This is a genomic window from Streptomyces venezuelae (genome assembly GCF_008642315.1).
GTDB classification, from domain to species: Bacteria; Actinomycetota; Actinomycetes; order Streptomycetales; family Streptomycetaceae; genus Streptomyces; species Streptomyces venezuelae_D.
Genome location: NZ_CP029192.1, coordinates 3,121,516 through 3,133,786 on the forward strand (window position 1 = coordinate 3,121,516; position 12,271 = coordinate 3,133,786).

The 12,271-nt window shown below is 70.5% G+C and carries 10 protein-coding genes and 2 tRNA genes; 4 read left to right on the forward strand and 8 right to left on the reverse strand.

Going from position 1 to position 12,271, the window contains the following annotated elements; genetic code table 11:
• Positions 1-141: 141 nt before the first annotated feature.
• From DEJ48_RS13125 to DEJ48_RS13135, 3 genes are read left to right on the forward strand one after another with little or no spacing between them, the layout of a single operon-like run.
• Positions 142-936, forward strand: a complete 795-nt coding sequence (locus tag DEJ48_RS13125) for an ABC transporter ATP-binding protein (protein ID WP_150216293.1) — start codon at positions 142-144, stop codon at positions 934-936.
• A complete protein-coding gene (locus DEJ48_RS13130) occupies positions 933-1,811 on the forward strand; it encodes an ABC transporter permease (protein ID WP_150216294.1) in 879 nt (292 codons plus the stop codon). Before DEJ48_RS13125 ends, DEJ48_RS13130 begins: the two co-directional genes overlap by 4 nt.
• A gap of 23 nt (positions 1,812-1,834) precedes the next feature.
• Positions 1,835-2,971, forward strand: coding sequence for an ABC transporter substrate-binding protein (locus DEJ48_RS13135; RefSeq protein ID WP_150216295.1), 1,137 nt, complete (start codon positions 1,835-1,837; stop codon positions 2,969-2,971).
• A gap of 44 nt (positions 2,972-3,015) precedes the next feature.
• Here the strand turns inward: DEJ48_RS13135 and DEJ48_RS13140 are convergent.
• From DEJ48_RS13140 to DEJ48_RS13155, 4 genes are all read right to left on the reverse strand, one after another.
• Positions 3,016-3,089 (reverse strand) — tRNA-Met (locus DEJ48_RS13140).
• A gap of 67 nt (positions 3,090-3,156) precedes the next feature.
• A complete protein-coding gene (locus DEJ48_RS13145; protein WP_150216296.1) occupies positions 3,157-5,001 on the reverse strand; it encodes a tetratricopeptide repeat protein in 1,845 nt (614 codons plus the stop codon).
• A gap of 245 nt (positions 5,002-5,246) precedes the next feature.
• Positions 5,247-5,320: transfer RNA gene (locus DEJ48_RS13150), tRNA-Met, on the reverse strand.
• Between the two features lie 50 nt (positions 5,321-5,370).
• Positions 5,371-8,325, reverse strand: coding sequence for a UPF0182 family protein (locus DEJ48_RS13155; protein ID WP_150221157.1), 2,955 nt, complete (start codon positions 8,323-8,325; stop codon positions 5,371-5,373).
• A 148-nt stretch (positions 8,326-8,473) separates the two neighbouring features.
• On the opposite strand from DEJ48_RS13155, the gene DEJ48_RS13160 reads away from it, so the two are divergent.
• Positions 8,474-9,013 (forward strand): PPA1309 family protein, encoded by a 540-nt coding sequence (locus DEJ48_RS13160; protein WP_150186111.1) that lies wholly within the window; start codon positions 8,474-8,476, stop codon positions 9,011-9,013.
• A gap of 28 nt (positions 9,014-9,041) precedes the next feature.
• Here DEJ48_RS13160 and DEJ48_RS13165 read toward each other — a convergent pair whose 3' ends face one another.
• The 4 genes from DEJ48_RS13165 to DEJ48_RS13175 form a co-directional block, all read right to left on the reverse strand.
• Positions 9,042-10,133, reverse strand: a complete 1,092-nt coding sequence (locus DEJ48_RS13165; protein ID WP_150216297.1) for a PDZ domain-containing protein — start codon at positions 10,131-10,133, stop codon at positions 9,042-9,044.
• Between the two features lie 83 nt (positions 10,134-10,216).
• On the reverse strand, positions 10,217-10,387 hold the full coding sequence (locus DEJ48_RS39700) for a hypothetical protein (protein WP_190329437.1): 171 nt from the start codon (positions 10,385-10,387) through the stop codon (positions 10,217-10,219).
• A 140-nt stretch (positions 10,388-10,527) separates the two neighbouring features.
• Positions 10,528-10,992, reverse strand: coding sequence for a molybdenum cofactor biosynthesis protein MoaE (locus DEJ48_RS13170; RefSeq protein ID WP_150216298.1), 465 nt, complete (start codon positions 10,990-10,992; stop codon positions 10,528-10,530).
• Between the two features lie 129 nt (positions 10,993-11,121).
• Positions 11,122-12,234, reverse strand: a complete 1,113-nt coding sequence (locus tag DEJ48_RS13175) for an SDR family oxidoreductase (RefSeq protein WP_150216299.1) — start codon at positions 12,232-12,234, stop codon at positions 11,122-11,124.
• Between the last annotated feature and the right edge of the window lie 37 nt (positions 12,235-12,271).

Sequence of the window (12,271 nt, forward strand, 5' to 3'; positions counted from 1 at the left end):
GCACCTCACGAAGGGCCCGGCACCGATTTCGGCGCCGGGCCCTTCGGCGATCTCGTCCGTGGCGCACCCCTTCCAAGATCTGACGGGCCGTCATATTCTCTGCGGCGCCCGCCGTCCGCCTGCCCTCCGCAAGGAGAAGCCGTGGAAGATCCGCACCCGTCACCTCTCCCACCACCCAAACTCCGCGCCCGCGCGGTGACCAGAACCTTCGGCCGGGCCGCCGGAGCGGTGCATGCGCTCGGCCCCGTCGACCTGGACGTCGCCCCCGGCGAGTTCACCTGCGTGGTCGGCCCCTCCGGCTGCGGGAAGTCGACGCTTCTGCGCATCGCCGCCGGCCTGCTGCGGCCCAGCTCCGGCGAGCTGAGCATCCGCACGTCCGCGCGGCGTCCGGTCGCGATGATCTTCCAGGACTACGGCATCTACGACTGGAAGACAGTGCAGGCCAACGTGCGTTTCGGCCTCGACATCCAGAAGATCCCGCGCCGCGAGGCGAACGCCCGCGCCACACGGTGGCTGACCCGCATGGGCCTCGCCGCCTTCGCCGACGCCTATCCCGCCACCCTCTCCGGCGGCATGCGCCAGCGCGTCGCCATCGCCCGCGCCCTGGCGGTGGAGCCCGAGATCCTCCTCATGGATGAGCCCTTCGCGGCCCTCGACGCCCAGCTCCGCACCATCCTTCAGGATGAGCTGCTGGCCCTCACGCAGGCCACGGAAACCACCACCCTTTTCATCACCCACAGCCTCGAAGAGGCGATCGTTCTCGGCGACCGCGTCCTGGTGATGTCGGCCGGGCCCGGCCGCTTCATCGCCGAGCGACGCCCTCCCTTCGCCCGCCCCCGCACGGGTGCGGTGCGCTCCGCGCCGGAGTTCACCGCGCTCAAGAGCGAGCTGTGGGAGCTCCTTCGGGGCGAGGTCGGCGTCAGGGCGGCCGCATGAGCGCCGTCACGGACAAGGCGCCCGGGGCGTCCGGGGGCGAGGGCCTCCTGGTGCGGCGCCCCGGCCCCCAGGAACTGCACCCCGTCCGCACACATCGCCGCCGACGTGCCCTGGAGCTGTCGCTCGCCGTGGGCGTGCCCGCCGCCCTGGTCCTGCTGTGGCAGCTGGCCGCCGTCCGGGGCTGGATCGACGACCGTGTCTACCCCGCGCCGCAGACGATCCTGGAGGACGGCTGGCACCGGGCCGCCGACGGCGAGCTGTGGCCGGACGTCTGGGCCACGCTGAAGCGCGTGCTCGCCGGGTACGCGATCGGGACGGTCGCCGGGTACGCGCTCGGCCTCCTGATGGGCTCCCTCTCCGTCGTACGAGCCGCCCTGGAGCCCACGCTCGACGCCCTGTACGTCGTTCCCAAGCTGGCGCTGCTGCCCGTCTTCCTCAACATGTTCGGCCTCGGCGAGGGCCCGCAGATCGCGCTCGTCGCCGCCACGGTCTTCTTCTTCGTCTGGATCTCGACGATGGCGGCGGTCCTCGCCGTGCCCTCCGGACACCGCGACGCCGGGCAGGTCTTCGGCGCCTCGCCCTGGCAGATGTTCCGCCACGTCCTGCTGCCCGCGTCCCTGCCCGCGGTGCTGGTCGGCGCGCGGATCGCCGCGGGGGTCGCGGTCCTGGTGATCGTCGCCTCGGAGCAGATCGCGGCGGCCGACGGGCTCGGGCACCTGATCTTCGACTCGCGGGCGCTCTTCCAGAACGACGTGATGTTCGTCGGCATCGTCTGTGTCGCCGTCCTCGGCGTCGTCTTCTCCGAACTGGTGCGGATCGCGGGCCGGCTGCTCACGCCGTGGGCCCCGCGGGACCGGGGCCGGAGCCAGTCGTGACGAATCTGCCCCCGGGAGGCTCCATGCGCACCCGTACCACCGCTCTCGCGCTGCTCGTGGCGGGCTCGCTGCTCGCCGCGGCGGGCTGCGCGAAGGAGGACGACGAGCCGACGCCGGCCGCACCCGCGAAGCCCCGCGCCGTCAGCCCGGTGGCGGGCTGCGGCAAGGGCAGCTGGACCGACCCCGCCGATCTCACCCCCGACCGGAAACCGGCCCGCTGCACCTCCGGCACCCCCGCCCCCAAGCCGCTCGACGAGAAGCGGGACCTCACGATCGCCACCGGCACCCTGAGCGCCGAGTACGTGGCCCCCCTCCAGATGGCCGTCGAGAAGGGCGAGTTCAAGAAGGAGGGCCTGAACGTCGCCCTGAAGGTCCTGCCCACCCCCGACGCGCTCCCCCTCCTCGCGAAGGGCGACGTCGACGCCCAGTGGGCCGCCCCGGAGGCCGCCGTGATGAACGGCATCACCAGCGGGTTCGACATCAAGTGGACGGCGGGCAACTTCTCCCCCGACCCCCGCTCCAAGAGCGGCCTGTGGGTACGCCTGAAGAAGGGCGAGTCCGCGGACCACGTCCCCATGGCGGGCCGCACCCTCGGCACGATGATCGGCAAGGGGTCCGTCATCGCGTACCCCATGGGCAAGGCGCTCAAGAAGCACGGCGGCGGCATCGACAGGATCCAGTTCCAGCAGCTCGGCTCCGCGGACGTCCTCACCGCCCTCCAGAACGGCGGCACCGACGCCGCCTGGCTGCTGGATCCGGTGTGGCGCAAGGTCGACGGCGACAAGCGGTTCGCGTTCCTGGGCGGCCAGCCGCAGGCCGAGCCGCTCGGCGGCCTCCTCTTCGGCCCGAACCTCCTGAAGAAGGACCCGGACGCGGGGGTCGCGCTGCTGCGCGCGTACATCCGGACCGTGAACACGTACTTCGCGGGCGACTACAAGGCCGACAAGGCCTTCGCGACGGAGCTCGCCCAACTGCTCAGCACGGACAAAGAGGTCCTGCTGGCGACGCCGTCGCTCCGCATGGACTGGGAGATCCGCGCGGGGACGACGGACCGTCTGCAGGACGCGTACCGCGCGGCGGGCGTCTCGAAGGGCGACAAGGTGCCGGAGAAGAGAGCGGTGGACCGCGAGCTGTACGAGGAGGCGGTGGGCCACAAATGAATTCAGGGCCGGAAACCCATTGGTTTCCGGCCCTGAACCTTCAGTAGCGGGGACAGGATTTGAACCTGCGACCTCTGGGTTATGAGCCCAGCGAGCTACCGAGCTGCTCCACCCCGCGTCGGTGAACACAACTCTACGTCAGGCCCACGACCAGCGCAAATCCGTTTCCCTACGGGCGCCGGGACCTACGCGGTGAGCTCCTGCCGCAGCGCCTCGCGCAGCCGTCCCGCACGCTCGGCGACCTCGGCGGGACCGAGATCGACCGCGCGCGAGGCCCACCGCTGCCCCTGCGCGAGCTGCCCGCGCCGGGCGTAGAGCAGGGCGAGGCGGAGCGCCGCCCGCCCGTGCCCCGCGTCGGCGGCCCGGGTCCACCACAGCGCGGCCTCCGGCTCGCTGCCCTCACGGGCGAGGAGCAGTCCGAGGTTGAACGCGCCGTTGCGGCTGCCGGCCTCGGCCGCCTTGCGGTACCACCGCGCGGCCTCGACGACGTCGCCGCGGGCCGATGCGAGCATGCCGACCCGGACCTGGGCCCGGCGATGGCCCATCTCGGCCGCCCGCTCGTACCACTCCTCGCACTCGGTCTTCTCCGCCGCGGGCTCGCCGAGGACCGGCGCCTCGGCAGGAGGGCGCCGCGCGTCGAGCAGCGTGCCGAGACGGTACGCCGCTTCGGCGCTGCCGCCGCCCGCCGCGCACCGCAGGTGCCGCTCGGCCTCCTGCTCGTCGCCCTCGCGCAGCCGCGCGGTGCCGACCTGGAGGGCGGCGTCGGTGTGCCCGTCGGCGGCCGCGCGCTCGTACCACCGCAGGGCCGCGGCCTCGTCGCCGCGGCTGGCGTAGAGGATGCCGAGGTTGAACGCGGCATCGACGCTGCCCGCCTCCGCGGCCTTGGAGAACCACGGCTCGGCGCCCGCCGCGTCGCCGCCCTGGAGCAGCAGCACGGCCAGCGCGTTGGCCGCCTCGCGGTGGCCCGCGTACGCGGCGCGGCGGTACCACTGGTCGGCGTGCGCGGTGCGGCCCTGCTCGGCGCAGAGCAGCCCGAGGTTGTACGCGCCGTTCACGTCGCCCGCGTCCATCGCGGCGCGGTACCAGCGCTCGGCGGTCTGCGTCTCGCCCCGCTCGGCGTGCAGGGCGCCCAGCGCGTTCGCGGCGTTGCCGTCGCCGTCCTGGGCGGCCTTCAGCCACCACACGGCGGCGCTCTCCTCGTCGCCCGCGTCCCGCAGCAGGAAGCCGAGGGCGCAGGCCGCACGGGCCTCGCCGTCCTTGGCGGAGTTGAGGTACCAGCGGCCCGCCTCCTTCAGCTCGCCGCGCCGCTCCAGGATCGCGCCGAGGTGCAGCGCGGCCCTGCGGTGGCCGCGGGCGGCCGCCTGGCGGTACCACTGCTCGGCCTCGTCGGCGGGCGTGCGTGCCGCGTCGTCGGCGCGGTCCGGGCGGCGTCGGGGCGCGGCCGTGGCGCGCTCGGCGCGGTCCGGGCGCTCCGCCCCGGCGCGCCGGTCCAGCGCGCGGGCGAGGCGGTAGGCGGCCTCGCGGTGGCCGCGCTCGGCGGCGGCGCGCAGCCAGCGCTCGGCTCCGACGTCGCCGCGGTGCTCCAGGAGATCGGCGAGCGCGTACGCCCCGAGGGTGTGGCCCTGCTCGGCGGACTGGCGCAGCCAGTACTCGGCGGCGGGTTCGTCGCCGCGCTCGCGGTGGTGTCGACCGAGCGCGTGCGCGGCCGCGGCGGACCCGGCGACGGCGGCGACCCGCCACCAGCCGGCGGCCTCGTCGGCGTACCCGCGCTGGTGCAGGAGGACTCCGAGGTTGTTGGCGGCGGCGCGGTCGCCCTCGGCGGTCGCCGCGCGCAGCAGAGATTCGGCACCGTCGAGATCACCGCGGCGCAGCAGAAGGCTTCCGAGGACGCTCATCGCGTCCACGTCGCCGGCCTCGGCGGCCAGCCGGTGGCGCATCTCCTCGGCGGCCGCCCCGGGATCCTCCCGGTCGGCCGGCTGCACAAACCGCCCTGTCTCCAACAGAGTTGCCTTGTCCCCCATAACGTCCATCGTCGCACCACCTGCAACCTGGGTACATCTGGTATACCGCAGCCAGTGAGGTCACTTCAGCGTTTTGTCGACATGCCCACAGAGAGATAAGTCAAACACAGATCCCCCAACTCTCCCCCGACCGAGCACCGTTCACATTTCTTGGCATAGGACACCCGCACGCGCACGGGACGCCCGCACACGACCGGCACCGGTACACACGACGAAGGCCCGGATCCGTAAGGATCCGGGCCTTCACCTTGCAGTAGCGGGGACAGGATTTGAACCTGCGACCTCTGGGTTATGAGCCCAGCGAGCTACCGAGCTGCTCCACCCCGCGCCGTTGTGTTCAAACCGTACCACGGCGCGAGGGGGGTGCTTTACCGCTCGCTAGCCGGACTGATCGCCGTCCTGACCTGCGTCCTTGTCCGCATCCTTCTTGTCGGCGCCCTTGTCGGCGCTCTTGTCGGCGCTCTTGTCGCTCTTCTCGGTGGCCTTCTGCGAGGCCTCCTCGGCCCGCTCAAGGGCCTCCTGAAGGCGGTCCTGCGCCTCGCCGTACTTCTTCCAGTCGCCGTCCTTCATGGCCTTCTCGCCGTCCTCGAACGCCGTCTGGGCGTCATCGAGCGCGGCCTGCACCGTCGGATCGTTCGTCTTCGGTGGCTTGGTCGGCTCGTCGCCGTCCTGGTCGGCCGGTGGCTTGGTGGACCCCTCCGTACTGAAGACCTGGTTCAGGCCCTCACCGAGGGTGTCCGCGAAGGCGGTCTCCGTGCCGTACGACACAGCGACCTTCTTCAGAAGGGGATACGCCGACTTGCGTCCCTGTACGTAGACGGGTTCGACGTACAGGAAGCCGTCGTCGAGTGGCACGGTCAGCAGATTGCCGTAGAGGACGTCGGAGTCGGCGCCCTTCATGTCTCGGACGAAGTTGCCGACTTCCGTCATGGAGTTCAGCTTGTTCTGCACCTGTTCCGGGCCGTCGACGTCGCCCTGGACTCTGAGCAGCTGCATCTTGCCGTAGTTCTTGCTTCTGGCGTCGGCGTCGACCGTCATGAACGCCCGTAGGTTGGGCCGCTCGCTCGGGGTGAACGTCGTCGTCAGGGAGAACTGCTGCTGCGTCTGGCCCGGCGACTTCATGGACAGGTAGTACGGCGGGACCGCGCTGTCGTCCTTCTTCGTCGGGTCGTTCGGCACCTGCCAGGCGTCACTCGCGTTGTAGAACTGGCCGGGGTCCGTGACGTGGTACTTCGTCAGCAGTTCGCGCTGCACCTTGAACATGTCCTGCGGGTAGCGCAGGTGGTCCATGAGCTTCGGCGGGATGTCGCTCTTGTCCTTGACGGTCCCCGGGAACGCCTTCTTCCAGGTCTTCAGGACCGGGTCCTTGTCGTCCCAGGTGTAGAGCTTCACATCACCGGTGTACGCGTCGACGGTCGCCTTCACCGAGTTCCGGATGTAGTTGACCTGGTTCTGCTGGGCGATCACCGTGCGCTGGCTGTCGGCCTGCGACAGGGAGTCCGCCGTGGTGTCGCCGAGCGTCGTCCGCGAGGCGTACGGATAGCCGTTGCTCGTGGTGTAGGCGTCGACGACCCACTGGATGCGGCCGTCGACCACGGTCGGGTAGACGTCGCCGTCGATGGTCAGCCAGGGGGCGACCGCCTCGACGCGCTCCTTGGGCGTGCGGTTGTACAGGATCCGCGAACCGTCGCCGATGGCTCCGGAGTAGAGGATCTGCGGCTCTCCGAACGACACCGCGTACGCCGCGCGGTTGATCGGGTTGGAGAGGTTGACGCCGCTGTCGCCCTTGTAGCTGTACGTCTTCTGACCGCCGCCGTTCTCCTCGTAGTCGAGCTCCTTCTGGGGCCCGCCGACGATCGAGTACTGGGTGGTCTTCTCGCCGTAGTAGATCCGCTGCTCGTACTCACCGAGCTCGCCGTTGGTCGGCAGACCGGACTCGGTGAACGCCGGGGCGCCCTTGGAGCCCTTCTTCGTCTCCGTGCCCTTGGCCGCGACCATTCCGTAGCCGTGCGTGTAGGCGAAGTGGTCGTTGATCCAGTTGCGCTTGTCGAGCTTGTTCACGTCGATCTCGCGCAGGCCGACGATGGTGTCCTGGCCGTTGTAGCGGTCCACGTCCAGCGTCTTCGGGAACTGGTAGTAGCTGCGCTCCTGCTCCAGCTGCTGGAAGGTCGGCGAGACGATGTTCGGGTCGTTCAGGCGGTAGTTGGCCGCCGTGTCCGCGTTCTCGCGCTTCTTCTTCGGGTCCTCGTCGACCCTGCCCGCGCCCTTGTACTCCTCGGGCTTCACGCCGTTGATGCCGTAGGCGTCGCGGGTGGCCTCGATGTTCTTCTCGATGTACGGGGCTTCCTTGGCCTGCTCGTTCGGCTGGACCTGGAACTTCTGGACGATCGCGGGGTAGAGCCCGCCGATGAGGATCGCCGAGAGCACCATGAGGCCGAAGCCGATCACGGGCAGCTGCCACGTGCGCCGCCAGAGCGTCGCGAAGAAGAGGATCGCGCAGATGACGGCGATGCAGAACAGGATCGTCTTCGCCGGCAGGTACGCGTTCGCGTCGACGTACCGCAGGCCCGTCCAGTTACCGGTCGCCTTGAAGTCGCTGGACTTCACCGCGAGCCCGTACCGGTCGAGCCAGTACGCGATGGCCTTCAGCGACACGAAGACGCCGAGCAGCACCGAGAGGTGCCCGGTGGCCGCCGCGGTCGCACGCGCGCCGGGGCTGGTGATCCGCAGCCCGCCGTACAGGTAGTGCGTCAGGGCGGCGGCGACCAGGGAGAGCACCGTCGCCGCGAAGCCGAAGCCGAGCAGGAAGCGGTACCAGGGCAGGTCGAACGCGAAGAACGACACGTCCATGTGGAACTGCGGATCCTTCTGACCGAAGGACACGCCGTTGACCCACAGGAGCCAGGTGCGCCACTGTCCCGCGGCGGACGCGCCCGCGATCAGCCCCACCAGAGCGGTGATTCCGATGAGGAGCCACTTCTTGTAAGGGGCGATCCCCATGCGGTACCGGTCGAGGCTCTGCTGCTCCATCGACATGGCGCTCAGCGGCGGACGCAGCCGGTGCGCCAGCCAGATGTTCACGCCGACTGCGACCGCCATGAGCAGGCCGAAGACGAAGAACAGGCCGATCTTGGTCCACAGGGTCGTCGTGAAGACCGACGAATAGTTGACCGATCGATACCACAGCCAGTCCGTCCAGAACCCGGAGAACATGACGAAGGCCATGGCCAGAACGGCCAGCACCCCCAGTGTCATGAGCAGGGTCCGGACGCGCCGGGAGGGTCGGCCCACTCTGATCCGTGGCCCCGTCGGGCCTCCGCCGCGGTCCGGCATCTGGAAAGCCAAGGTGCGCACCTCGAAGTTCGCTGTTGATTCGCTGTTGGTCCGTCAGGCCCCCGAGATCGCGGACCCACACCTATGCAACTTACCTACGCTTTACTCGGTTCCCGTTTCTCGGGACTAACGAGGCAGGATTGTGACCATGTCCAACACTCCCATGGCAGCGAGCCCCCTCACTCGGGCGGTCCTCGAGATCGACGAGTACGTATCCGGCCTCGGCTGGGACCGGCCCGCCCGCCTCTTCGCGCTGGTCGACACGGCGCGACTGCGCACCCAGGAACCCGGCCTCGCCTCCCAGCTCGGCCTCGACGACGGCGTGGAGCACGCCGGCTACACCCCCATCGAGCAGGAGGAGATTCCCGCCGACAAGCCGCTGGACGAATTCCTCGGCACCATCGCCTGGCCCGACGCGGTGGCTGGCTGCGCCCTCACGGTGGAGCGCATGATGCTGCCGCCGTCCGCCGAGGCGTCCGTCCCCGACGGCCTCGGCGACGCGCAGCTCGCGAAGTGGGTGGCCGAGCACCCGGACCGCCAGGAGGTCCGCATGACGGTCGCGGTGCTCCGTGACGGTGCGCGCGAGTCCGCGCTGCGGCTGCGCGAGAAGGACTCGCCGACCGAGGTCCTCACCGGCTCGGACCTGGTGCCCGGCCTGGCCGAGGCGCTTTCGGCGACGTTCGCCTAGCCGTACCGGCCGGCTGCCGGGGTGCGCCTCAGCTCGTGGTGCACTTCGGCAGGTCGGCCGTGTCGCCCTTGCGGATCTTCTCCAGGGACTTCACGGCGTCGGCGATGGTGTCCACCTTGACGAGCGTGAGGCCGTCGGGGACGTCGCTCGCGGCGGCCGCGCAGTTGCCCTTGGGCGTGAGGAAGTACTCGGCGCCCTTCTGGCGCGCGCCGACGGTCTTCATCTCGATGCCGCCGATCGGGCCGACCTTGCCGTTCACCTCGATGGTGCCGGTGCCGGCCACGAAGTTGCCGCCGGTGAGGTCGTCCGGGGTGAGCTTGTCGACGATGCCGAGGGCGAACATCAGGCCGGCGCTGGGGCCGCCCACGTCGGCCAGCTTGATGTCGATCGTGAACGGGTACGTGTGGTCGGTGCCCGCCTTGATGCCGACGACGGCGCGGTCGGGGTCGCCCTCCGCGGCCTTCGTCTTGATCTTGATCTCGTCGGTCTGGGTCGGCTCCTTGCCGGCCTTCTCGGCGGCCGCCGCGGCCTTGACCGGCACGACCGTGAACGTGACGGGCTCGCCGGGCTTGTGCTCGGTGACGAGCTTCGCGACGTCCGTCATCTCCTTGACGGGCTTGCCGTCCACCTTCTTGATGACGTCGCCCGCGTGCAGCTTGCCCTCCGCCGGGTCGCCCTTGAAGACGGTGGAGACGATGACCTGGGACTTGACCGGGATCTTCAGCTGCCTGAGGGCCGCGACCTTGGCGCTCTCCTGGGACTCGCTGAATTCCTCGGCGTTCTCCTGTGAGGACTGCTGTTCGGTCTTGCCGTTCGGGTAGAGCGTGTCGTGCGGCACCACGATGTTGTCGTGGGCCAGCCAGCCGTAGACGGCCTCCGCGAGGTTCATGTTGTAGTCGGCGCTGGTGACCCTGACCGTCGTCATGTTGAGGTGACCGGTCGTCGGGTAGGTCTTGCGCCCGGAGATCTGCAGCACCGGCTCACCGTCGTGGTCGCCGAGGGTGTTCACCGTGGGGCCGGGGGACATCTCCGAGTACGGCACTTTGATGAGCACTCCGGCGCAGAGCAGCGCGATCAGCATCAAGGTGGAGGCGAGCATCGTCGCGGTGCGGCGTGGCATGGAACGACAGTACGGGACCTGCCTGTGAGGGCACCCCCGGGGCCGGGCCGTACGGGGAGGTCACGTCCCTGTCCGGAACTCGGTCACGTCCCTGTGTGGGACTTCTCCATCGCCTCGCGGAACGCGGCGTAGCCGTTGAGTTCGGTGACGTCGCCCGTCCGGCCGGACTTGCGGTTGCGTGCCGCCCAGCTCGCCCACAGACCCGCGCCCACGGCTGCCAGGAGCGGAATCAGCAACCACGCGAGTGATGCCATGTCGACCTCCCGACCCCATGAGCCATCTCAACTGACTGATCAGCAGATTAACCATCCGCATGGTCAACGCTCACGGCAGGGGTCCGGTTACGCAACCGGAGCCGCACGGGCCCATCACGCCCCGGAAGGCGGACCTCGTCTCAACAGGCCCCGACCCACTCCTCATTGCCGTCGGAGAAGCGCTGGTGCTTCCAGATCGGCACCTCGTGCTTGAGGTCGTCGATCAGCTTGCGGCAGGCGTCGAAGGCCTCCGCGCGGTGCGGGCAGGAGACGGCGACGACCACCGCGAGGTCCCCGACGGCGAGGTCCCCGACGCGGTGCACGGCGGCGAGGGCACGCACCGGGTACTCGGCGACGACCTTCTCGGCCACCCGGCGCATCTCGGCCTCGGCGGTGGGGTGGGTCGAGTACCCCAGCTCGTCGACGTCGGCGCCGCCGTCGTGGTTGCGCACGGTCCCCACGAAGAGCGCCGTGCCGCCCGCCGCGTCGTCGCCGACGGCCCGGAAGACCTCGTCCAGGGAGAGCGGGGTGTCACGGATCGCGAGGAGGCGGATCGGGTCCTGCGCGGCCTGCTCGCCGGGGTGGTCCATCGTGGTGCGTGCCATGCGGCCATGGTGCCGCACGGCACGCGCATCACGGAATAGACCTTTCGCCCGGCACGCGCGTGTCCCGCCTTGGAGCTCCCTACAGGCGAGCGGGGGCCTGCCCCGGTGGCGAGCGGGCCCGCGCCCTCCTCAGATCCTCCTGCGGGCCTTCCGCGCCCTGCGCACCACCGCCGCCGCGCCCAGCAGGGCGACCGTCGCGCCCGCCGCGCCGGCGGCCGTGGCGTCCTTGCGGCCGAGCCGTCGGCCGGCCACGGTGCGCCGCCCGGAGACCTCGTCGAGGAGTTCCGTGAGGACCTCCTCGTTGGTCCACTGGGGACGCCACCCGGCGTCGTGCAGCCTGCTGACGCTGACCACCCAGGGGTACATCGTGTACGCCAGGTCGCCGGCCGGGGACGGGGTGAGGCCGATGCGGTGCAGCCGCGCGGCGGCACCCAGCGCGACCGTCGAGGGCAGCTCCATGCGCCGGATTCCGCTGAGCTCCTCGACCTCCTCCTGCTCCAGCCAGCCCTCGCAGCCGACGGCCAGCTCGCCGTCGACCTTCTCCAGAACGGCGTACTCCAGAGCGCTGCACAGGTCCTCGACGTGGCAGAACTGCCAGGCCGGCCGTGAACCGGCGACGACCAGGAGCCGGGGTGACTCGAAGTAGCGCGTGAGGGCCGTGTCGGTGCCGCCGACCAGCGTCGCGGGACGGACGACGGTGACGTTGAGGCCGGGGTGCGCGCGGGGCGCCCGGCGGGCGAGCCGTTCGACCTCCAGCAGGTCACCGACTCCGGTGGCCTCGGCGGTTGCGCGCAGTTCGGCGTCTTCGGAGAGGGGCAGTTCGTTGTCGGGCAGCGCTCCGTAGACCATCGCCGAGGTGCACAGGACGACACGGTGCACACCGGCGGCCGCCGCGGCGGTCAGCACGGTCTGCGTACCGCGTACGTTGTACGCGGTACGGGCCGCGCCGTCGGTCTCCAGGTCGAGATCGAGGGCCAGGTGCACGACGACGTCCGCGCCGCGCAGCTTCTCCGCGATGGCCGGATCGCGCACGTCCAAGATGTGCCACTGGGCCTGCGTGCAGTCGCCCCTGCGCTCGTCGATCGCGATGACCTGCTTGATCGCCTCCGATGTGGCAAGGCGCTCGGTCAGCAGCGCGCCCACACCGGAGGCGGCGCCGGTGACGGCGACTACGGGCCCCCGGACGGGCGCCGGGGTTGACGGGTTTCGCGCTGCGCGAACCTGTGGATCTGGGGAACTCACCGGGCGTCTCCAGCGGTTGTCTTCAGTACGTACGCGA

Coding starts and splice junctions, on each gene's coding strand:
- DEJ48_RS13160 (WP_150186111.1), top strand. CDS start 8,474: ATGTCCAACACTCCCATGGCAGCGAGCCCCCTCACTCGGGCGGTCCTC.
- DEJ48_RS13145 (WP_150216296.1), bottom strand. CDS start 5,001: ATGGACGTTATGGGGGACAAGGCAACTCTGTTGGAGACAGGGCGGTTT.
- DEJ48_RS13135 (WP_150216295.1), top strand. CDS start 1,835: ATGCGCACCCGTACCACCGCTCTCGCGCTGCTCGTGGCGGGCTCGCTG.
- DEJ48_RS13170 (WP_150216298.1), bottom strand. CDS start 10,992: ATGGCACGCACCACGATGGACCACCCCGGCGAGCAGGCCGCGCAGGAC.
- DEJ48_RS13165 (WP_150216297.1), bottom strand. CDS start 10,133: ATGCCACGCCGCACCGCGACGATGCTCGCCTCCACCTTGATGCTGATC.
- DEJ48_RS13155 (WP_150221157.1), bottom strand. CDS start 8,325: ATGCCGGACCGCGGCGGAGGCCCGACGGGGCCACGGATCAGAGTGGGC.
- DEJ48_RS39700 (WP_190329437.1), bottom strand. CDS start 10,387: ATGGCATCACTCGCGTGGTTGCTGATTCCGCTCCTGGCAGCCGTGGGC.
- DEJ48_RS13130 (WP_150216294.1), top strand. CDS start 933: ATGAGCGCCGTCACGGACAAGGCGCCCGGGGCGTCCGGGGGCGAGGGC.